Below are 20,839 nucleotides of genomic sequence, written 5' to 3' on the forward strand. Positions count from 1 at the left end.
CTCGCGAGCCCGCTCACGCCCGCACCTCCTCCGGCACCTCGACGGCCCGGCGGAGGATCTTGCCCGTGGGCCCCTTGGGCAGGGACTCGACCAGCCAGACGTGCCGCGGGTACTTGTAGGCGGCCACCCGCTCCTTGACCCAGGCGCGCAGCTCGTCGGGATCGGCCTGCTGCCCGGGCTTGAGGGCCACCGCCGCGGCGACCTCCTCGCCCAGCTCGGGGTGCGGGACGCCGACGCACGCGGCCTCGGCGACCGCGGGGTGCTCGTAGAGCGCCTCCTCGATCTCCCGCGGGTACACGTTGTAGCCCCCGCGGATGATCATCTCCTTCTTGCGGTCGACGATGGCGAAGTAGCCGTCCTCGTCCTGGCGGGCCAGGTCGCCGGTGCGGAACCAGCCGTCCGGGATGGCCTTGGCCGTCTCCTCGGGCTTGCCCCAGTAGCCCTTCATGACGTTCTCGCCGCGGATGGCGATCTCGCCGACCTCCCCGGTGGGGACGTCGCCGCCCGCGTCGTCCACCAGGCGCATCTCCACGCCGCGGATCGCGGTGCCGATCGTCCCGGGCCTGCGCTCCGCGTGCGGGTGGTTGAACGAGGCGACCGGCGAGGTCTCCGACAGGCCGTAGCCCTCCAGCACGATGCAGCCGAAGGCCTCCTCGAAGCCGCGCATGACCTCGACCGGCATGGCCGACCCGCCGGAGATGCACAGGCGCAGGCTGGAGACGTCGTAGCGGTCCCGGTCGGCCTGGTGCAGCATCGCCGCGAACATCGTCGGCACGCCCTCGAAGACGGTCACCCGGTCCCGCTCGATGATCGACAGCGCCTTCGCGCCGTCGAAGCGCGGCAGCAGCGTCAGGCAGGCCCCGGCCAGGACACCGGCGTTGAGCGCGCAGGTCAGTCCGAAGACGTGGAACAGCGGTAGACAGCCCATGATCACGTCGTCCGGCGTGCCCTCGAGCAGGGTCTCCTGCGTGGTGCGGGCGTTGGTGCTGAGGTTCGCGTGGGTCAGCTCCGCGCCCTTCGGCGGGCCGGTGGTCCCCGAGGTGTAGAGGATGACCGCCGCGTCCTGGTCCTCCCGCGGCTCGAGGTCCCGGCTGCCGGACCCGCCCAGCACCCCGCCGGCGTCGACCGGGCCGACGGTCACCGCGCCGACGCCCACGGCAGCTGCGGCCTCGGTGGTCGCGTCGGCGTTCGCGTCCAGCGCCACCACGAGCCGGGCGCCCGAGTCGCGCAGGTAGTACTCGACCTCACGCGCCTTGAGCAGCGGGTTCATCGGGACGACGGCGGCGCCGGCCATCAGCGCGCCGTAGAACACGACCGGGAAGCTGAGCACGTTGGGCAGCACCATCCCGACCCGGTCGCCGGGCTGCACGCCCCGCTCCCGCAGGCCTGCGGCCACCCCGGCAGCGGCCTCGCAGAACCCGTCGTAGGTCAGGACGGCCTCGTCCATCCGGAGCGCCGGCCGGTCGCCGTGCTCGGCCGCGGTGTCGAGCAGGTGCTGTGCCAGGTTGGCCACGGATCCTCCTCACTGGAACGCAGAACGGGTCCGGCCCCTACCCGTGAGGTCTGTGGTCTACCCCACAGTTCGGGAGGCCGCGGGTGGCGGGGCGGCCGCGGGAGCGACAGGCTCAGGGCCCACCGACGACGACGGGAGTGCACGTGACGGACAGGGCGGTCCTCGACATGTTCCGGCTGGACGGCCGGGTGGCGATCGTGACGGGGGCGTCCTCCGGCCTCGGTGCGGTGTTCGCCCGTGCCCTGGCCCAGGCCGGTGCCGACGTCGCGCTCGGCGCCCGCCGGGAGGACCGGCTGGGCGAGACCCGGGCGGCCGTGGAGGCGGCCGGACGGCGGGCGATCACGGTGCGCACCGACGTCGCCCGGCCGGAGGACTGCCAGGGGCTCGTGGACGCCACCGTGGCCGAGTTCGGGAAGGTCGACGTCCTGGTCAACAACGCCGGCGTGGGCACCGCCGTGCCGGCCACCCGGGAGACCCCGGAGCAGTTCCGCTCGGTGATCGACGTGAACCTCAACGGCTGCTACTGGATGGCGCAGGCCTGCGCGCGGGTGATGCAGCCGGGCAGCTCGATCGTCAACATCTCGAGCATCCTCGGGCTGACCACCGCCGGGCTGCCCCAGGCGGCCTACGCGGCCAGCAAGGCCGGCCTCATCGGGCTCACCCGTGACCTCGCACAGCAGTGGACGGGCCGCAAGGGCATCCGGGTGAACGCGCTGGCCCCCGGCTTCTTCGAGTCGGAGATGACCGACCAGTACCCGGAGGGCTACATCGAGGGCCAGATGACCCGCGTCCTGGCCGGCCGCAAGGGCGACCCCATGGAGCTGGCCGCCGCGCTGGTCTTCCTGGCCAGCGACGCCGGCGGCTACGTCACCGGGACGACGCTGCCGGTCGAGGGCGGCCTGCTCACCAGCTGACGCGCCGGCGCACGTCCGGGGGACCTGCTCCCCGCCTGACGCCGGCCTGGGACGCACGAGGGGCCCCGCCGCGGACGGCGGGGCGCCTCGCTGCCGCTGCGGCGAGTCCGGGCGCGGCGTCGGTCCCGTCGGCAGCCGGCACGTACCGGCGCGTGCCAGGGGTCACCTCGCGACACCGGCATGGTTCAGCCTTCAAACAGGTTTCGAACGGCAGCCATCCGGCGGCGCGGTGCACCTCCAGGCGGTCGACGCGTGTCGTCCGGTCCGACGGGGGTCTGCCCCCTCGACCCGCTGCCGACCCAGCGACACACGGAACGGATGCCATGACCGCGACGACCCCCGCCCACCCCGAAGACCGCGACCACCGCCGCACCCCTGCACCCGCTGCTCGCCGAGCGGTGGAGCCCCCGCGCCCTCGACCCCCGGCACGAACTCACGGTCGGCCAGCTCACCGCCCTGCTCGAGGCCGCCCGTTGGGCGCCGAGCGCGTCGAACACCCAGCCGTGGCGGTTCGCCGTCGCGCTGCGGGGCAGCGCCGAGCACGCCGCCGTGGTCGATGCCCTGGCCCCGGGCAACCGAGCCTGGGCCCACGCCGCCTCGGCGCTCGTCGTCGCCGCGGCCGAGACGGCCGCTCCGGACGGCACGGCCCGGCCGTGGGCGGTCTACGACACCGGGCAGGCGGTGGCGCACCTGTCGGTGCAGGCGCAGCACGAGGGCCTCGTCGTCCACCAGCTCGGTGGTTTCGACCGGGACCGGGTCGCCGCGCTCCTCGCCGCCTCCGGCGCGGTCACGCCGCTCGTGGTCCTGGCTCTCGGGCGCCGTGACGAGGCGGTGCAGCTCGCCGAGCCGTTCGCCAGCCGGGAGACGGCCGCCCGGGACCGGCTGCCGCTCGACCAGCTGCTGCTGCCGCTGCAGCCCGTCGCCGCTGACACCGCCGCCGCCTGACCGGAGCCGCTCACCGTCGGCGCGTTCCGCCGCGGAGCCAGGGGAGCGCGTCGCCGTGGTCCGTGCCGGCCACGGGGCCGCTGCCGGGTGCCGGCTGACCGCTGCGGTGGCCGAGGGTGTACCCGGACGCGAGAGGCCCCGCCGGGACCCGTTCCCGGGTCGGCGGGGCCTCTCGTGCTGCTGGGTGCCCCCGGCAGGATTCGAACCTGCGCACCCGCCTCCGGAGGGCGGTGCTCTATCCCCTGAGCTACGGGGGCTCTGCGGTGGGGCGTCGTAGAACCTACCAGCCCGCCCGCGGCGTCCGGACGGCGGTGCGTCAGGGCGCGGGGAGCGGGGAGCCGCCGCGGGCGGCGAGCATCCCCTCCATGGTCGTCACCTCCGCCGTCTGGGTCTCGGCGATGGTGCCCGCCAGGTCCGCGACGGCCGGGACGTCGGCGTGCTCGGCGGCGTACTGCGCCATGTCGAAGCCGCCCTGGTGGTGCCGGATCATCAGCCGCAGGAACTCGACGTCGAACTCCGTGCCCGACAGGGAGCGCAGCTGCGCCAGCTCCGACTCGGTGGCCATCCCCGGCATCAGCCCGCCGGGCATCTCCGACATGTCGTGCCCGGCGTGCCCGCCGTCCGAGCCCATCCAGGCCATGGGATCCCCGCCGCTCGGCGGCAGGCCCCACAGCGCCAGCCAGCCCTGCATCCGACCGGCCTGGTTCTGCTGGGTCTCGGCGATGTCGAAGGCCAGCTGGCGGACCTCCGGGTCGGTGCTGCGCTCGGGCACCAGGTTCGCCATCTCCACGCCCTGCAGGTGGTGCCGGGACATGTCGCGGGCGAAGCCAGCCGCCACCGACCCCGACCCCGGCACCGCCTCTCCGCGGCCGATGCCCAGGGCGACCGCCGCGCCCCCGCCGATCAGGACCAGCCCGACGGCGATGACCGCCAGCAGGAGGACCCGCAGCGGGCTGCGCGCGGCGGTCACGGGGAGCCGGTCTGGGCCCCGGCCGTCGGCGTGGTCGGGGAGTCGGTGGTCATGGAGGCAGCGCCGCGGCTGCTGTCAGCCACGGTCAGCGGGTCGCTGATGAACTGCGGGTTCTCGCAGCTGGCGCCCGGCTCGGGGTAGAACTCCTGGTTGTAGGTGAAGAAGTCGGCGAACTGCCGGATCCGCGGGTCGTCGGCCGAGTCGACCTTCAGCTGGTGGTTCCAGGACTGCAGGCTGATGGGGGAGTCCTGCCCGGGGTTCGGGGAGACCATCCGCCCGGACTCGCTGGCCAGGTCCCGGAGCGTCTGCAGCGCGTCGCCGGTGACGACCTCGGGGTCGTAGGTGGTCCAGACGGCGCCGTGCTCGAGGCTGTGGACGGCGTTCTCCTGCCGGATCTGCACGTCGTAGACGGTGCCGGTGCAGTCGGCCCACTCGCCGTCGTGCGGCCCGCCCACCGGCGGGGACTGGTCGTAGGTGACCGGGGTCGTGACGTGCTGCTGGCCGGCGGCGTAGTCGAAGGTCTGCAGGCCCTGGATCTCGTCGGCGGAGTCGACCCGGCCGGCCTCGGCCTCGTTGACCTGCAGGACGGCGTAGGTGAGGACGGCGGCGGCGAACACCAGCACGGCGACCGCGGCGGCGATCAGCCCCCACGGCCGCTGCGGGGCCACGACGTTGGTCACCGGCGGACGCGCGCGCCCGCCCTTCCCGCCTGCCGCGCCCGCCCGGCTGGCTCCGCCGCGCGTGCGGTCGGGCTCGGGCTTGCGGTCCTTGGCCAAGGCCTCTCCTCGGTGCTCGTGTCCTCGCCGGCCGCGTCCGTGCGCGTGCCGGTGCGCCGCGCGGCGACTCCTGCGCGGCGGGTGCGGCCGCCGAGTCTAGGTGCGCGACGTGAACGCACCCGGGGAGAACGCCGGTCGGGGTGAGGAAGGCCGCACGGGGCACGGGAACCCGGTCAGTACGCTCGTGCGGTGACACCCGAGCAGCTGCGCGACGTCGTCCGGACCGCCGTGGCCGCGGCCGTCGACCGCGGCGCGCTGGCCGTCCCGGTGCCCGAGGACGTCGTCGTCGAGCGCCCGAAGAACCCCGAGCACGGCGACTACGCGACCAACGTGGCCCTGCGGCTGGCCAAGCCGGCCGGCCGCCCGCCCCGCGAGGTCGCCGAGGTGCTCGCCGAGGAGCTGCGCGCCCGGCCCGGCATCGCCGCGGTCGACGTCGCCGGGCCCGGCTTCCTCAACATCACCCTCGCGCAGGGGGCGCTCGGCCGCATAGCGGTCGAGGCGGTCACCGCCGGCCCGGGCTACGGGCACACCGACACCCTCACCGGGCAGAAGCTGAACCTGGAGTTCGTCTCGGCCAACCCGACCGGGCCGGTGCACATCGGCGGCACCCGGTGGGCCGCCGTCGGCGATGCCCTCGGCCGGCTGCTGGAGGCCAGCGGCGCCACCGTCACGCGGGAGTACTACTTCAACGACGCCGGTGCGCAGATCGACCGGTTCGCTCGCAGCCTGATGGCCGCCGCGCACGGCCGGCCGGTGCCCGAGGACGGCTACGCCGGCGACTACATCGGCGAGATCGCCACCCAGGTCGTCGACGCCGAGCCCGGCGTGCTGGAGCTGCCCGAGGAGCACCAGCAGGAGCGCTTCCGGGAGCGCGGCGTCGAGCTGATGTTCGACGAGATCAAGCGGACGCTGGCCGCGTTCGGCGTCGAGTTCGACGTCTACTTCAGCGAGCGCACGCTGCACGAGACCGGTGCGCTGGAGAAGGCCATCGCGCGGCTGCGCGAGAACGGCCACGTCTACGAGGCCGACGGCGCCACCTGGCTGCGGACCACCGACTTCGGCGACGACAAGGACCGGCCGCTGGTCAAGAGCGACGGCGACCCGACCTACTTCGCCGCCGACTGCGCCTACTACCTGGACAAGCGCAACCGCGGCTTCGACAAGGTCGTGATCATGCTGGGCGCCGACCACGCCGGCTACGTCGGCCGGTACAAGGCACTGGTGGCCGCGGTCGGCGACGACCCCGAGGCCAACCTGGAGATCCTGCTCGGCCAGCTGGTCAACCTGGTACGCGACGGCGAGCCGGTGCGGATGAGCAAGCGGGCCGGCACCGTCGTCCTGCTCGAGGACCTCGTGGAGGCCGTCGGCAAGGACGCCGCCCGCTACGCCCTGGCGCGGGCCTCGGTGGACCAGCAGATCGACCTGGACCTGGACCTGTGGAGCCGGCAGACCAACGACAACCCGGTCTTCTACGTCCAGTACGCGCACGCCCGGATCTCCTCCGTGCTGCGCAACGCCGCCGACCTCGGGGTGGCGCTCGGCGGGCCGGGGGACGTCGACGTCGCCCAGCTGACCCACGACCGGGAGAACGACCTGCTGCGGGCGCTCGGCGAGTTCCCGCGGGTGCTGACGTCGGCCGCCGAGCTGCGCGCCCCGCACCGGGTGGCCCGCTACCTCGAGGAGCTGGCCGGCACCTACCACCGCTTCTACGACTCCTGCCGCGTGCTCCCGCGCGGCGACGAGGAGGCGACCCCGCTGACCACCGCCCGGCTGTGGCTGTGCGCGGCCACCGCCGTGGTGCTGCGCAACGGCCTCGGCGTGCTCGGCGTCGACGCCCCGGAGCGGATGTGAGAGCGCACCCGGCGGGTCCGCTGCACGGGGGCATGACCCCGCCGCCGTCGGTCGGCCTGCCGCCGGCCGACCTCGGCGCGCTCGACCCGCAGGTCTGGCCGCGCTCGGCGCAGCGGGTCGACGGCGAGCTGCACCTGGGTGGCCGGCCGGTCACCGAGCTGGCGCGGGCGCACGGCACCCCGCTGTTCGTGCTGGACGAGGCCGACTTCCGCGGCCGGGCCGCGGACTTCGCCGCCGCCTTCGACGGCGCCGACGTGCACTACGCGTCGAAGGCGTTCCTCTGCGGGCAGGTCGCCCGCTGGATCGCCGACGACGGCCTGCACCTGGACGCCTGCTCGGGCAACGAGCTGGCCCTGGCCCTCGCCGCCGGGTTCCCGGCCGAGCGGATCGCGCTGCACGGCAACAACAAGTCGCTCGTCGAGCTGCAGCTGGCCGTCGACGCCGGCATCGGCCACGTCGTCCTGGACTCCTTCGACGAGATCGACCGGCTGGTCCCGATGGCCGCTGCCCGGGTCGCCGACGGCGGCACGCCGGTGCCGGTGCTCGTCCGGACGACGGTCGGCATCGAGGCGCACACCCACGAGTTCATCGCCACCGCCCACGAGGACCAGAAGTTCGGCTTCTCGCTGGCCACCGGTGACGCGCTGACCGCCGCGGTGCGGGTCATCCGCGAGCCGGCCCTGCGGCTGACCGGCCTGCACAGCCACATCGGCTCGCAGATCTTCGACACCGCCGGGTTCGAGGCCGCCGCGCACCGGGTGGTGGGGCTGCTCGGCCAGGTCTGGCAGGCCACCGGCGAGGTGCTGGGGGAGCTCAACCTCGGCGGCGGCTTCGGCATCGCCTACCTGCCCGAGGACGACCCGGTCGGCCCCGGCGACATCGCCCGCCGGCTGCGCAGCGTCGTCGCCGCCGAGTGCGCGGCGCTGGACCTGCCGGTGCCGCGGCTGGCCGTCGAGCCCGGGCGGGCCATCGCCGGCCCCGGCACCGTGACGCTGTACGAGATCGGCACCATCAAGCCGGTGCGGCTGGGCAGCGGCGGGCAGGGCGCCCCGCAGGTGCGCAACTACGTCTCGGTCGACGGCGGGATGAGCGACAACATCCGCACCGCGCTCTACGACGCGTCCTACACCTGCGTGCTGGCCAACCGGACCTCCGACGCCCCGCCGGCGCTGTGCCGGGTCGTCGGCAAGCACTGCGAGAGCGGCGACGTCCTGGTCCGCGACCTGTGGCTGCCCGCCGACGTGCAGGCCGGCGACCTGCTCGCGGTCGCCGCGACCGGCGCCTACTGCTGGTCGATGGCGAGCAACTACAACTACCTGCTCAAGCCGCCGGTGGTGGCCGTGCGGGACGGCGTCGCCACGGAGGTGGTCCGGCGGCAGACACTGTCGGACGTGTTCGCCCTCGACGCCGTCCTCGCCGACGTGCCCGCGCCCTCGCCGGCGATCGACCAGCCCGCGCCCGAGCACCCGGCAGGAGCCCGCTCGTGAGTGATCCGCTGAAGGTCGCGCTGCTGGGCTGCGGCACCGTCGGGAGCGCCGTGCTGCGGCTGCTGGAGGAGCAGGCGGGCGACCTCGCTGCCCGCATCGGCCGGCCGGTCGAGGTCGCCGGCGTCGCGGTCCGCCGTCCCGACCGGTACCCCGACGTCCCGGCGCACCTGCTCACCACCGACGCGCACGGGCTGGTGACCCGGGACGACGTCGACCTGGTCGTCGAGGTCATCGGCGGCATCGAGCCGGTGCGCTCGCTCCTGCTGGCCGCCTTCGAGGCGGGCAAGTCGGTGGTCAGCGCCAACAAGGCGCTGCTGGCCGAGGACGGCGTCGAGCTGCACGCGGCCGCGGCCAAGGCCGGCGTCGACCTGTACTACGAGGCCGCCGTGGCCGGGGCGATCCCGCTGCTGCGCCCGCTGCGCGAGTCGCTGGCCGGTGACCAGCTGCGCCGGGTGGTCGGCATCGTCAACGGCACGACCAACTACATCCTGTCCCGGATGGCCGAGACCGGGCACGGCTTCACCGAGGCGCTGGCCGAGGCGACCGAGCTGGGGTACGCCGAGGCCGACCCGACCGCCGACGTCGACGGCTTCGACGCCGCCGCCAAGGCCGCGATCCTCGCCTCGCTCGCCTTCCACACCTCGGTCTCGGCCGCGGACGTGTACCGCGAGGGCATCTCCGCGGTCACCGCGACCGACGTCGCCCGCGCCGCGGAGATCGGCTGCACCGTCAAGCTGCTGGCCATCTGCGAGCGCGTGCTGGCCGACGGCGGGGACTCCGTGGCCGTCCGCGTGCACCCGGCGATGATCCCGACGACGCACCCGCTGGCCTCCGTCGGCGGGGCGTTCAACGCCGTCTTCGTCGAGGCCGAGGCCGCCGGGCAGCTGATGTTCTACGGCCAGGGCGCCGGCGGGGACGCGACGGCCAGTGCCGTGCTCGGCGACCTGGTCGCCGTCGCACGCAACCGGGTCGCCGGGGTCGCCGGTCCGGGCGTCACCACCTACGCAGGGCTGCCCGCGCGGCCGATCGCCGAGACCCCGACCCGGTACCACGTCAGCCTCGACGTGGCCGACAAGCCGGGCGTGCTCGCGACGGTGGCGCAGGAGTTCGCCCGCCACGGGGTGAGCATCGCCACCGTGCGCCAGGACGGGCACGGGGACGCCGCGACGCTGGTCCTGGTGACGCACAGCGCCCCGGACGCCGCCCTGTCGGCGACGGTGACCGCGCTCCGGGGGGTGCCCGCGGTGCGCGGCGTCACGAGCATCCTGCGTGTGGAAGGACTGTCATGACGACGCAGCTGCCCGTCCGGGGCACCGTCTCCCCGCTGTGGCCCGGCCTCATCGAGGCCTACCGCTCGCGGCTGCCGGTCAGCGACAGCACCCCGGTGGTCACCCTCCAGGAGGGCGCGACCCCGCTGGTGCCGGCGCAGGAGCTGTCCCGCCGCACCGGCTGCGACGTCTACCTCAAGGTCGAGGGCGCCAACCCGACCGGGTCGTTCAAGGACCGCGGGATGACCATGGCCATCACCAAGGCCAAGGAGGAGGGCGCGCAGGCGGTCATCTGCGCCTCCACCGGCAACACCAGCGCCAGCGCCGCCGCCTACGCCGCGCGCGCCGGCATGGTCTGCGCCGTCCTGGTGCCGCAGGGCAAGATCGCCCTGGGCAAGCTGGCCCAGGCGCTGGTGCACGGCGCCAAGCTGCTGCAGGTCGACGGCAACTTCGACGACTGCCTGGCGCTGGCCAGCAAGCTGGCGATCGACTACCCGGTCAGCCTGGTCAACAGCGTCAACCAGTACCGGATCGAGGGGCAGAAGACCGCCTCGTTCGAGATCGTCGACGTCCTCGGCGACGCCCCCGACGTCCACTGCCTGCCGGTCGGCAACGCCGGCAACATCACCGCGTACTGGCAGGGCTACCGCGAGTACGCCGCCGACGGCACGGCCAGCCGGACGCCGCGCATGTGGGGCTTCCAGGCCGCCGGCTCCGCCCCCATCGTCACCGGGCAGGTCGTCGAGCAGCCGCAGACGATCGCCACGGCCATCCGCATCGGCAACCCGGCGTCCTGGACCAAGGCGCTGGCCGCCCGCGACGAGTCCGGCGGGCGCATCGACGCCGTCACCGACCGGGCCATCCTCGCCGCCTACCGGCTGCTGGCCCGCACCGAGGCCGTCTTCGTCGAGCCGGCGTCGGCTGCGTCGGTCGCCGGGCTGCTCCAGGTCGCCGAGGCCGGCGAGCTCGCGCCCGGCCAGCGCGTCGTCTGCACGGTGACCGGCAACGGGCTCAAGGACCCGGAGTGGGCCATCTCCGGTGCGCCGGCCCCGGTGACCGTCCCGGTCGACGCCGCGACCGCCGCCGCCCAGCTGGGGCTGTAGTGAAAGGACCACGTCCCGCCCTCCGCTCGCAGGCTCGCGAGGGAACCCCGGACGCGGCCACGGTGCGGGTCCAGGTCCCGGCGACCAGCGCCAACCTGGGGCCGGCCTTCGACAGCGCGGGCATCGCCCTGGCCTGCCACGACGTCGTCGCGTTCGACGTCCTCGCGTCCGGCCTGGAGGTCGAGGTCTCCGGTGCGGGGGCGGGCGAGCTGCCGACGGACGAGTCGCACCTGGTGGTGCGCGCCTTCCGGGCCGCGTGCGACGAGCTCGGCTGGACGCCGTCCGGCCTGCGCGTCGTCGCCGAGAACGGCATCCCGCAGGGGCGGGGGATGGGTTCGTCGGCGGCGGCCGTCGTCGCCGGCGTCCTCGGCGCCTGGGCGCTGTGCCCCGAGGTCGACAGCGTCGACCTCGACGCGGTGCTGCGTCTCACCTCCGAGCTGGAGGGCCACCCGGACAACGTCGCCCCGTGCCTGCTCGGCGGGGCGACGCTGTCGTGGACGACCGACGGGGTCGCCCGTGCCGACACGATCCCCGTGCACGACGACGTGCGGCCGGTGGTGCTCGTCCCCGACGCGACGCTGTCCACGCACGTCGCCCGTGGCCTGCTGCCCGACGCCGTCCCGCACGCCGACGCGGCCTTCAACGCCGGGCGCGCCGCGCTGCTGGTGCACGCGCTGGTCAGCGAGCCGACGCTGCTGTTCGAGGCGACCGAGGACCGGCTGCACCAGCGGCAGCGCGCGGCGGCGATGCCCGAGTCCGCGCGGGTGCTCGAGCGGCTGCGCGCCGCCGGGCACGCCGCCGTCGTCTCCGGTGCGGGCCCGAGCCTGCTCGTGCTGACCCGTCGGCACCCCGACGACCCCGCGGACGACCCGGCCGGCGCCGTGCGCGTGCGCGACGTGGCCGATCTCACTCCTGAGGGGTGGTCGGTGCTCCCTCTGGGGGTCGATGTCCGCGGTTCGCGTGTGCACCGCCCCGGCCAGCAGGTATCGTCTCGATAACGAGGAACACACCGGTACCGCACGGTGTTGTCGCGTTCGTGAGCTGGAACTAGGCTCACGGCGTAGCCGCCCAGTCGGGCGAGCCTCGCGCGGGGCGTTGCAGACGATCTGATGTCCGTCGCCGCAGAACCGCTCCGCACCCACTGCATCCCGCATCTCTCGCTGTCCGCTCGAAGATCGGGCGGGAGGGGCCGGATCACCCCCTGCGCTGGTAGGCGCAGGTCTCCGCAGGGAAGGACCTGTACGTGAGCGAGACCACCGACCTCGTCACCGCGCCGCAGGGCGCCGGCACCGACGAGGCACCTGCCGCCTCTGGGACGACGGGCCGCACCCGTCGCCGCGGCAGCGGGCTCTCCGGCATGCTGCTGCCCGAGCTGCAGCGACTGGCCGCCGAGCTCGGCATCTCCGGCACCGGCCGGATGCGCAAGGGCGACCTGGTCGCCGCCATCTCCGCCCGCCAGGTGGGCGGCGAGGGCGCTGGTGGCGCCACCACCGACGCAGCCCCCGCCGACATCCCGACCGCTCGTGGCGCCGACACCGCGCGCGGGGTGGCTGCCACGGCCGCACCGGTCGAGGCCCCGATCAGCGGTGGCGCGAACGGTGGCCCGCTGACCGCGTCGCCCGACGCGGGCAAGGAGGCCGCGCCGCGCCGCCGTCGTGCTGCCAGCCGGCCCGCCGGCGCGCCGGCGGCCGAGAGCTCCGCTCCCGCGGCTGAGGGCTCCGCTCCCGCGGCCGAGAGCACCGCCCCGGCGGCCGAGAGCACCGCCCCGGCGGTCGAGGCCGGGCCGAGCGCGCCCGAGTCGCGCGCCGAGGCCCCCGCTCCCGCAGCCGGGACGGCGCCCGAGCAGACCGAGGGCGAGCGCACCGAGGGCGACCGCCCGCAGCGCAACCGCGACCGCGGGCGCAACCGCGGCGAGCGGGACGGCGGCACCCGTGGCGACAACCGCGAGCGCGAGGCCAACCGGGACGGCGGCGACCGCGCCGAGCGCGCCAACCGCGACACCAACCGCACCGACCGCGACACCAACCGCGGCGAGCGGGACGGCAACCGCGGTCCCGACCGGGGCGAGCGCGGCGGCCGGCCGGACAACCGCACCGACAACCGCAACGACCGCGGCAGCGACAACCGCAACGACGAGGACGACGACGACTTCGAGGGCGGCCGCGGCCGCCGGGGGCGTCGTTACCGGGACCGCAACCGCCGCGGCAACAACCGCGAGCGCTTCGAACAGAACGAGCCGACCGTCAGCGAGGACGACGTCCTGCTGCCGGTCGCCGGCATCCTCGACGTGCTGGACAACTACGCGTTCGTCCGCACCTCCGGCTACCTGACCGGCCCGAACGACGTCTACGTCTCGCTGTCGCAGGTGCGCCGCTACGGCCTGCGCCGCGGTGACGCCATCACCGGCGCCGTCCGTCAGCCCCGCGAGGGCGAGCGCAAGGACAAGTACAACGCGCTGGTCCGGCTGGACACCGTCAACGGGCTGGAGCCCGAGCAGGCCCGGCAGCGGCCGGAGTTCACCAAGCTGACCCCGCTCTACCCGCAGGAGCGCCTGCGGCTGGAGACCGAGCCGCACCAGCTGACCACCCGGGTCATCGACCTGGTCATGCCGATCGGCAAGGGGCAGCGCGCGCTCATCGTGTCGCCGCCCAAGGCCGGCAAGACGATGGTGCTGCAGTCGATCGCCAACGCGATCACGACGAACAACCCCGAGTGCCACCTCATGGTCGTCCTCGTCGACGAGCGGCCCGAGGAGGTCACCGACATGCAGCGCTCGGTGAAGGGCGAGGTCATCGCCTCGACCTTCGACCGGCCGCCGTCGGACCACACCACGGTCGCGGAGCTGTCCATCGAGCGGGCCAAGCGCCTGGTCGAGATGGGCCACGACGTCGTCGTGCTGCTGGACTCGATCACCCGCCTGGGCCGGGCCTACAACCTGGCGGCCCCCGCCAGCGGGCGCATCCTCTCCGGTGGTGTCGACTCCACGGCGCTCTACCCGCCCAAGCGCTTCCTCGGCGCCGCCCGCAACATCGAGAACGGCGGCTCGCTGACCATCATCGCCTCGGCGCTGGTCGAGACCGGCTCGACGATGGACACGGTCATCTTCGAGGAGTTCAAGGGCACCGGTAACGCGGAGATCAAGCTGGACCGCCGCCTGGCGGACAAGCGGGTCTTCCCGGCCGTCGACGTCAACGCGTCGGGCACGCGCAAGGAGGAGATCCTCATGTCGCCCGACGAGCTGGCCATCGTCATCAAGCTGCGCCGGGTGCTCGCCGCGCTCGAGCCGCAGCAGGCGCTGGAGCTGCTGCTCGACAAGCTGCGCAAGACGCGCAACAACATCGAGTTCCTCATGCAGATCCAGAAGACGACGCTCGGCCCCGGCAACGATTGAGGACCCTCCTGCCCCCCGACCCTCGCTGGCGCTCGGGCCGGGACCCTGCAGGAGGGCCGTTCCAGCAACCCACCAGGCCGTTCCAGCCCCTCACCTGTCAGGGATACTGAGCGACTGAGCCCGCTGCGCGGCCGGAATGACCGGCCGGCCGCCGGCGTTCGACCACCTGAACGGCACAGACCACCGGAAGAGGCGACATGAAGCCCGGCATCCACCCCGACTACCACACCACCACGGTGACCTGTGGTTGCGGGAACACCTTCACCACCCGCAGCACGGCCCCCGGGGGCACGCTGACCGTCGAGACCTGCTCCGCCTGCCACCCCTTCTACACGGGCAAGCAGCGGATCCTGGACACCGGCGGCCGCGTGGCCCGCTTCGAGAAGCGGTTCGGCAAGCGCAACGCCGGCCAGTAGTCCACCCGACGGCGCCCGTCCCACCTCGCGTGGGGCGGGCGCCGTCGTCGTGTCCAGCACCGTGTACCGCCTCTGAGAGGACCCCCATGAGCAGCACCGACGCCGGGTCGGGTGGGGCGAGTGATCGCCTGAGCGGGCTGCTGGCCGAGCACGCCGCGCTGGAGACCGAGCTGGCCGACCCCGCCGTCCACGCCGACGCGTCCCGCGCCCGGCGCCTGGGCCGCCGCTACGCGCAGCTGTCCCCGCTGGTGGAGACCAAGCGCGCGCTGGACGCCGTCCGCGACGACCTCGCCGCCGCGCGTGAGCTGGCCGACGAGGACGCCTCCTTCGCCGCCGAGGCCGCGGCGCTCGAGCAGCGGGTGCCCGAGCTGGAGGAGCGGCTGCGCTCCTTGCTGGTGCCCGAGGACCCCGACGACGACAAGGACGTCATCCTCGAGATCAAGGCGGGGGAGGGCGGCGCGGAGTCAGCGCTGTTCGCCGGCGACCTGCTGCGCATGTACCTGCGCTACGCCGAGCGCCGCGGCTGGGCCACCGAGGTGCTCGACGCCGTCCCGGCCGAGCTCGGGGGCTACAAGGACGTCTCGATCGCGATCAAGTCCCGCACGGACGAGGGCATCTGGTCCCGGCTGAAGTTCGAGGGCGGTGTGCACCGGGTGCAGCGGGTGCCGGTCACCGAGTCCCAGGGCCGCATCCACACCTCCGCCGTCGGCGTCCTCGTGCTGCCCGAGGCCGAGGAGGTCGACGTCACCGTCGACCCGGGCGACCTGCGCATCGACGTCTTCCGCTCGTCGGGACCCGGGGGGCAGAGCGTGAACACCACCGACTCCGCCGTCCGGATCACCCACCTGCCGACCGGCATTGTCGTCAGCTCGCAGAACGAGAAGAGCCAGCTGCAGAACCGCGAGTCGGCGCTGCGGGTGCTGCGCTCCCGGCTGCTGGCCGCCGCGCGCGAGGAGGCCGCCGCGGCCGCCAGCGACCAGCGCCGCAGCCAGGTGCGCACCGTCGACCGCAGCGAACGGGTGCGCACGTACAACTTCCCGGAGAGCCGGATCTCCGACCACCGGGTCGGCTTCAAGGCGCACAACCTCGACCAGGTGCTCGACGGCGAGCTCGACCCGGTCATCGACGCGCTCACCCGCGCGCACACCGCCGAGTTCCTGGCGGCCGGCTCCTGAACACCCGGCGGCTGCTCACCGACGCCGCGCGGCGGCTCGCCGACGCCGGCGTCGAGTCGCCACGGGTGGACGCCGAGCTGCTGCTCGCCCACGTCCTCGGTGTCTCGCGCGCCGGCCTGCTCACCCTCGGCGAGGTGCCGGACGACGCGGCCGCCCGCTTCGACGTTCTCGCCGGGCAGCGCGCCGACCGGGTACCGCTGCAGCACCTCACCGGCCGTGCGCCGTTCCGCCACCTGGAGCTCGCCGTCGGCCCGGGCGTCTTCGTGCCGCGGCCGGAGACCGAGCAGCTCGTCGAGTGGGCGCTCGCGCGGCTGGCCGGTCTGACCGAGCCGGTCGTCGTCGACCTGGGCAGCGGCTCGGGCGCCATCGCGCTGTCGATCGCGCACGAGCACCCCGGCGCGCGGGTCACCGCCGTCGAGCGGGACGCCGTCGCCATCGAGTGGACGAAGGCCAACGCCGCCACCCGCGCCGCGGCGGGGGACACCCCCGTCGAGGTGCTGTCCGGCGACATGACCGACCCGGGACTGCTGCGGGAGCTCGACGGCACGGTCGACCTCGTCGTCTCCAACCCGCCGTACGTGCCCGACGGCGCGACGGTGCCGCGCGAGGTGGCTGACCACGACCCGCCGCTCGCGCTGTGGGGCGGCCCCGACGGACTCGACGTCGTCCGCGGGCTGCTGCGGACCGCCGCCCGGCTGCTGCGGCCCGGTGGCGGGCTGGGCATCGAGCACGCCGACCAGCAGGGGGGCGCGCTGCCCGCGCTGGTGCGGGCCTCCGGCGGCTGGACCGACGTCGCGGACCACCCCGACCTGGCCGGCCGCCCCCGGTACACGACCGCGCAGCGCAGCGGGGGATGACAGACTCGCCCTCCGTGGCTCCGTCTTCGACCCCGGCGACCTACGACTGCTCCGACCCCGACGCCCGTGCCGCCGGGCTCGACGCCGCAGCGGCGGCGATCGGCAGGGGCGAGCTGGTGCTGATGCCCACCGACACCGTGTACGGCGTCGCCGCCGACGCGTTCACCCCACCGGCGGTCGCCGCGCTGCTGGCGGCGAAGAACCGCGGCCGCACGATGCCGGTGCCGGTGCTCATCGGCGAGGCGTCCACCCTCGTCGGGTTGGTCACCGTCGTCCCGCCGCTGGCGACGAAGCTGGCCGAGGCGTTCTGGCCCGGGGGGCTGACCCTGGTCCTCGAGCACGCGTCGTCCCTGGCCTGGGACCTGGGCGACGCCGAGGGCACCGTCGCCGTCCGGCTGCCGGACGACGACGTCGCCCGTGACCTGCTGCGGCGCACCGGCCCGCTCGCGGTCTCCAGCGCCAACCGCTCCGGCCGGCCGGCCGCGACCACCGCCGACGAGGCGGTCGCCCAGCTCGGTCCGCACGCGGCCGTCGTCCTGGACGGCGGGCCGCGCGCCGGGAGCGCGGCGAGCACGATCGTCGACTGCACCGTGCCGGCCCCGCGGGTCCTGCGGGTCGGGGCGATCCCGGTCGACCGGTTGCGCGAGGTCGTCCCGCAGATCGTCGACTGAAAGGACCCCCTGCCCCCCACCGCTCGCAGGCTCGCGGTGGGCCCCCGCAGGGGGACCGTTCCAGCACCTCACCAGGCTCGGGGCGCGGGCCTGCAGGGGGCCGCTGGAGACGCGCGCTCCCGGTGGGGCGGGGGCCGGAGCGATACCGTGGGACCACAGTCCGTCGTCGATCCCGGGAGATCCGCTGCGATGAGCACCCTCTCCTGGGTCACCGTCTCCAGCCCCGCCTGAGCCATGCGCGAGTACGTCGTCGTCCTGCTCACCGCGGGCCTGGTCACCTACCTGGCCACCCCGGTGGTGCGGCTGGCGGCGGTCCGGCTGCGCATGATGGCCGCGCCCCGCGAACGCGACGTGCACGTCATCCCCACGCCGCGCGGCGGCGGCGTCGCGATGTACCTCGGGGTGGCCGCCGCGGTCCTGGTGGCGACGCGGCTGCCGGCCCTGCAACGCACCTTCGACGACTCGCAGACCGCCGCGGTCCTCGTCGCGGGTGGGCTGATCTGCGCCCTCGGCGTGCTCGACGACAAGTTCGGCCTGGACGCGCTGACCAAGCTCACCGGCCAGATCGCCGCCGCCGGCGTCATGGTGCTGCTCGGCGTCCAGCTGCTCTACGTCTTCCTCCCCGTCGCCGACATCGGGACGCTGTCCCTCGGGGCCGACATCGGCGTCCCGCTGACGCTGCTGCTGACGGTCCTCACCGTGAATGCGCTCAACTTCATCGACGGCCTCGACGGCCTGGCCGCGGGGGTCTCGGCGATCGCCGCGCTGGCCTTCTTCGCCTACAGCTACAACCTGGGCGTCGAGGGCTACGACGACATCGCGAGTGCCCCCACGCTGATCACCGCGGTCCTGGCGGGTGCGTGCCTGGGCTTCTTGCCGCACAACTTCAGCCCGGCCCGCATCTTCATGGGGGACTCCGGCTCGATGCTCGTCGGCCTGATGCTCTCGGCGGCCGCCGTCTCGGCGACCGGGCAGGCCGACCCGCAGACGTTCGACTCCGCGGCGACCCTGCTGCCGCTGGCCCTGCCGCTGCTGGTGCCGATCGCGGTGCTCTCCATCCCGTTCATCGACCTGGTCATGGCCGTCGTGCGCCGCAGCCTGCGCGGCCGCTCGCCCTTCTCGCCGGACAAGATGCACCTGCACCACCGGCTGCTGGCGATCGGGCACTCCCACCGGCGCGCGGTGCTGGTCATGTACTTCTGGGCCGCGCTGCTCTCCTTCGGGGCGGTGGGCCTGTCGATCACCGGCGGCCGGGTGGAGCTGCTCGTCGGCATCGCGGTGCTGCTGGTCCTCGGCGTGGTCGTCGTCCTCAGCCCGCGCGCCCGGCGGGCCGCCCGCGAGGCCCGGGCCGCCGAGCTCGAGGCGCAGCGGCAGCGCAGCCGCGCGCACCACCCCACGGGGCGGGCGCTGCGCACAGCCACCCCCTCCGTCCAGGACCGGCCGGCCGACCCGGCCGGCAAGCCGTCGCCCCAGGGAGTCCGATGACCACCACCGGGACCGAGCAGCAGCAGGTCCCGTGGGACCTCTCCTTCCTCCGCGTGGGGACGGCGGTGACCGTGGCGCTCACCGCCGTCGCCGCACCGGTCGCCGGGCTGCTCGCGGGGTGGGACGCCGCCGTGGCCGTGCTGCTCGGCGCCGCCGTCGTCACCTTCTTCTTCGCGCTGTCCGGCCTCGTCATCGCCTGGGCCGGGCGGCACGGCGACGCCTTCACGCTGCCTGCCGCCCTCGGCTCGTTCTTCGTGAAGATCCTGGTCCTGGCCGCCGTGCTCCAGTCGCTGCCGGCCGACGGGTGGGTGCACCGCCGCACGCTGGCGTGGACGGTGGTCGCTGGGGCGCTGGTCTGGAGCGTCGTCCAGCAGCGCTGGGTCTGGACCCGCCGGCTGTACTACGTGCTCCCGCCCGCCCCGCCCCGTGTGCTCCCGCCCGCCCCGCCCCGCGCGCAGCCGCCCGCCCCGCCCTCGACCGGGGGAACCCCGCTGCCGCCGGGGAGCCCCTCGACACGCGGCTGATAGTGTCCCGGCCGATGGCCGAGGACAGCTCCTCCAGCGGGGGTTCTCGACCTCGACCTGCACCGTCCGCCCAGCGTCAGCCCAGCGGGGCCGACATCGGGTGGAGCATCACCGGGACCATGCTCTCGGGGATCGTCGTGTGGGGCGGGGTCGGGCTGCTGCTCGACCGCTGGTGGGGCACGCGCTTCGTCGCCCTCATCGGTGTGCTCCTCGGCCTGACGGTGGCCATCTACCTGGTGGTCGTCAAGTACGGCGCCCTGCCCCCGGCCGAGGGGTCCGGGCGCACCGGCTCCACCCGGGGCGGGCGCCGCAGCCCGACCAGGACGCAGAAGGGACAACGGTGACCTCCAGCGCCCACGCGCTCGCCGACGTGCTCGCCGCCGAGGGCGGCGGTGGGGAAGGCGGCTTCCAGTCTCCGACCATCGCCGAGTTCTACCCGCCGGCAGTCGCCGAGTTCTCGGTCCTGGGCATCGACTTCGAGATCACCCGGATCACGATCATCATGTGGATCGCGACCGCGGCGATCCTCACGCTGCTGGTGCTCGCTGCGCGCAAGGCGGCGGTGGTCCCCGACAAGCTCCAGTACATCGGTGAGAGCGGCTACTCGCTGGTACGCGACGGCATGGCCCGCGACGTCATCGGCCCCAAGGGCCTGCCGTTCGCGCCGTTCCTGGCCTCGCTGTTCTTCTTCATCCTCGCGAACAACTTCATGAGCATCGTCCCGTTCGCGCAGATCTCGCCGAACTCCAGGTTCGCCTTCCCGCTGGTCCTCGCGGTGATCGTCTGGGTGCTCTACAACTACATCGGCATCCGCGAGCAGGGGGCCGCGCGCTACTTCAAGGACGCCGCCATCCCGCCCGGCGTGCCGATCGCGGCGCTCGTCCTCGTCACGCCGATCGAGCTGCTGCAGGTCTTCGTGATCCGGCCGTTCACCCTCGCGGTCCGGCTCTTCGCCAACATGTTCGCCGGCCACATGCTGCTCGTCGTCTTCTCGCTCGGTGCGGTCTACCTGCTCGGCGCCGGCGGGATCATGCCCGTCTTCGGCGCGGCCTCCTTCCTCATGGCGCTGGTCATGACCTTCTTCGAGTTGCTGGTCATCGTCCTGCAGGCCTACGTCTTCGTCGTCCTCACGGCGACCTACCTCAACGGCGCCGTCGAGCCCGCTCACTGACCGCACCACCCCGTACCACCCCCAGCCAGCCGCCCGGGGACCCCCGGGCGACCGACACAGGAGGAACCACCCCGCATGGACGTCATGGCAGAGCTCGTCGGCAGCATCGGTTCGGTCGGTTACGGCCTCGCCGCCATCGGCCCGGGCATCGGCGTCGGCATCGTCTGGGCCGCCTACATCCAGGCGACCGCCCGCCAGCCCGAGTCGGCCGGCCTGACCCGGACCTACGCCTTCCTCGGTGCCGCGCTCTCCGAGGCGCTGGCCCTCATCGGCCTGGTCGTCCCCTTCATCTTCGGGCCGGGCAACGCCGGCTGACCTGAGT

At 74.3% G+C, this 20,839-nt stretch carries 20 protein-coding genes and 1 tRNA gene; 17 read left to right on the forward strand and 4 right to left on the reverse strand.

Going from position 1 to position 20,839, the window contains the following annotated elements; translation table 11 throughout:
• Positions 1-13: 13 nt before the first annotated feature.
• A complete protein-coding gene (locus ACWIX7_RS18120; protein ID WP_448617814.1) occupies positions 14-1,513 on the reverse strand; it encodes a long-chain-fatty-acid--CoA ligase in 1,500 nt (499 codons plus the stop codon).
• 143 nt (positions 1,514-1,656) lie between these two features.
• On the opposite strand from ACWIX7_RS18120, the gene ACWIX7_RS18125 reads away from it, so the two are divergent.
• Together ACWIX7_RS18125 and ACWIX7_RS18130 are read left to right on the forward strand one after the other, a co-directional pair.
• A complete protein-coding gene (locus ACWIX7_RS18125) occupies positions 1,657-2,427 on the forward strand; it encodes an SDR family NAD(P)-dependent oxidoreductase (RefSeq protein WP_448617815.1) in 771 nt (256 codons plus the stop codon).
• Between the two features lie 384 nt (positions 2,428-2,811).
• Positions 2,812-3,372: a nitroreductase family protein gene (locus ACWIX7_RS18130; protein WP_448622166.1), complete on the forward strand. Its 561-nt coding sequence runs from the start codon at positions 2,812-2,814 to the stop codon at positions 3,370-3,372.
• Between the two features lie 185 nt (positions 3,373-3,557).
• On the opposite strand, the gene ACWIX7_RS18135 is transcribed toward ACWIX7_RS18130, so the two are convergent.
• From ACWIX7_RS18135 to ACWIX7_RS18145, 3 genes are all read right to left on the reverse strand, one after another.
• A tRNA-Arg gene (locus ACWIX7_RS18135) sits at positions 3,558-3,629 on the reverse strand.
• Positions 3,630-3,688: 59 nt separating this feature from the next.
• Positions 3,689-4,342 (reverse strand): DUF305 domain-containing protein, encoded by a 654-nt coding sequence (locus ACWIX7_RS18140; RefSeq protein ID WP_448617816.1) that lies wholly within the window; start codon positions 4,340-4,342, stop codon positions 3,689-3,691.
• Positions 4,339-5,118 (reverse strand): DUF3105 domain-containing protein, encoded by a 780-nt coding sequence (locus tag ACWIX7_RS18145; RefSeq protein WP_448617817.1) that lies wholly within the window; start codon positions 5,116-5,118, stop codon positions 4,339-4,341. The genes ACWIX7_RS18140 and ACWIX7_RS18145 overlap by 4 nt, the downstream gene beginning before the upstream one ends.
• 189 nt (positions 5,119-5,307) lie before the next feature.
• Between ACWIX7_RS18145 and argS the strand changes: the two genes are divergently transcribed.
• The 15 genes from argS (at position 5,308) to atpE (ending at position 20,832) form a co-directional block, all read left to right on the forward strand.
• Positions 5,308-6,969, forward strand: coding sequence for an arginine--tRNA ligase (gene argS / locus ACWIX7_RS18150; RefSeq protein ID WP_448617818.1), 1,662 nt, complete (start codon positions 5,308-5,310; stop codon positions 6,967-6,969).
• Between the two features lie 32 nt (positions 6,970-7,001).
• A complete protein-coding gene (gene lysA, locus ACWIX7_RS18155; RefSeq protein WP_448617819.1) occupies positions 7,002-8,456 on the forward strand; it encodes a diaminopimelate decarboxylase in 1,455 nt (484 codons plus the stop codon).
• Complete coding sequence (locus tag ACWIX7_RS18160; protein WP_448617820.1) at positions 8,453-9,745, forward strand: homoserine dehydrogenase; 1,293 nt, start codon at positions 8,453-8,455, stop codon at positions 9,743-9,745. Before lysA ends, ACWIX7_RS18160 begins: the two co-directional genes overlap by 4 nt.
• Positions 9,742-10,827 carry a threonine synthase gene (gene thrC, locus ACWIX7_RS18165; protein WP_448617821.1) on the forward strand — a complete coding sequence of 362 codons (1,086 nt, stop codon included), beginning with the start codon at positions 9,742-9,744 and terminating at the stop codon, positions 10,825-10,827. The genes ACWIX7_RS18160 and thrC overlap by 4 nt, the downstream gene beginning before the upstream one ends.
• Positions 10,828-10,889: 62 nt before the next feature.
• The gene (gene thrB, locus ACWIX7_RS18170) at positions 10,890-11,825 is read left to right on the forward strand and encodes a homoserine kinase (RefSeq protein WP_448617822.1); all 936 of its coding nucleotides are present in this window, start codon (positions 10,890-10,892) and stop codon (positions 11,823-11,825) included.
• A 245-nt stretch (positions 11,826-12,070) separates the two neighbouring features.
• Positions 12,071-14,218 carry a transcription termination factor Rho gene (rho, locus tag ACWIX7_RS18175; protein ID WP_448617823.1) on the forward strand — a complete coding sequence of 716 codons (2,148 nt, stop codon included), beginning with the start codon at positions 12,071-12,073 and terminating at the stop codon, positions 14,216-14,218.
• A gap of 197 nt (positions 14,219-14,415) precedes the next feature.
• Positions 14,416-14,634 (forward strand): 50S ribosomal protein L31, encoded by a 219-nt coding sequence (gene rpmE / locus ACWIX7_RS18180; protein WP_448617824.1) that lies wholly within the window; start codon positions 14,416-14,418, stop codon positions 14,632-14,634.
• 86 nt (positions 14,635-14,720) lie between these two features.
• Positions 14,721-15,809 (forward strand): peptide chain release factor 1, encoded by a 1,089-nt coding sequence (gene prfA, locus ACWIX7_RS18185; protein ID WP_448617825.1) that lies wholly within the window; start codon positions 14,721-14,723, stop codon positions 15,807-15,809.
• Positions 15,810-15,820: 11 nt separating this feature from the next.
• On the forward strand, positions 15,821-16,666 hold the full coding sequence (gene prmC / locus ACWIX7_RS18190) for a peptide chain release factor N(5)-glutamine methyltransferase (RefSeq protein ID WP_448622167.1): 846 nt from the start codon (positions 15,821-15,823) through the stop codon (positions 16,664-16,666).
• A 14-nt stretch (positions 16,667-16,680) separates the two neighbouring features.
• Entirely contained in the window at positions 16,681-17,337 is a 657-nt protein-coding gene (locus tag ACWIX7_RS18195) for an L-threonylcarbamoyladenylate synthase (protein ID WP_448617826.1), read from the forward strand.
• 234 nt (positions 17,338-17,571) lie between these two features.
• Positions 17,572-18,822 carry a glycosyltransferase family 4 protein gene (locus ACWIX7_RS18200; RefSeq protein WP_448617827.1) on the forward strand — a complete coding sequence of 417 codons (1,251 nt, stop codon included), beginning with the start codon at positions 17,572-17,574 and terminating at the stop codon, positions 18,820-18,822.
• The gene (locus tag ACWIX7_RS18205; RefSeq protein WP_448617828.1) at positions 18,819-19,346 is read left to right on the forward strand and encodes a hypothetical protein; all 528 of its coding nucleotides are present in this window, start codon (positions 18,819-18,821) and stop codon (positions 19,344-19,346) included. The genes ACWIX7_RS18200 and ACWIX7_RS18205 overlap by 4 nt, the downstream gene beginning before the upstream one ends.
• Before the next feature lie 119 nt (positions 19,347-19,465).
• Positions 19,466-19,690, forward strand: coding sequence for a hypothetical protein (locus ACWIX7_RS18210; protein ID WP_448609867.1), 225 nt, complete (start codon positions 19,466-19,468; stop codon positions 19,688-19,690).
• A complete protein-coding gene (gene atpB, locus ACWIX7_RS18215; RefSeq protein ID WP_448617829.1) occupies positions 19,687-20,517 on the forward strand; it encodes a F0F1 ATP synthase subunit A in 831 nt (276 codons plus the stop codon). Before ACWIX7_RS18210 ends, atpB begins: the two co-directional genes overlap by 4 nt.
• A 75-nt stretch (positions 20,518-20,592) precedes the next feature.
• Positions 20,593-20,832 (forward strand): ATP synthase F0 subunit C, encoded by a 240-nt coding sequence (gene atpE / locus ACWIX7_RS18220; RefSeq protein WP_100498270.1) that lies wholly within the window; start codon positions 20,593-20,595, stop codon positions 20,830-20,832.
• Positions 20,833-20,839: the final 7 nt, after the last annotated feature.

This window comes from Geodermatophilus sp. URMC 65 (genome assembly GCF_053502545.1).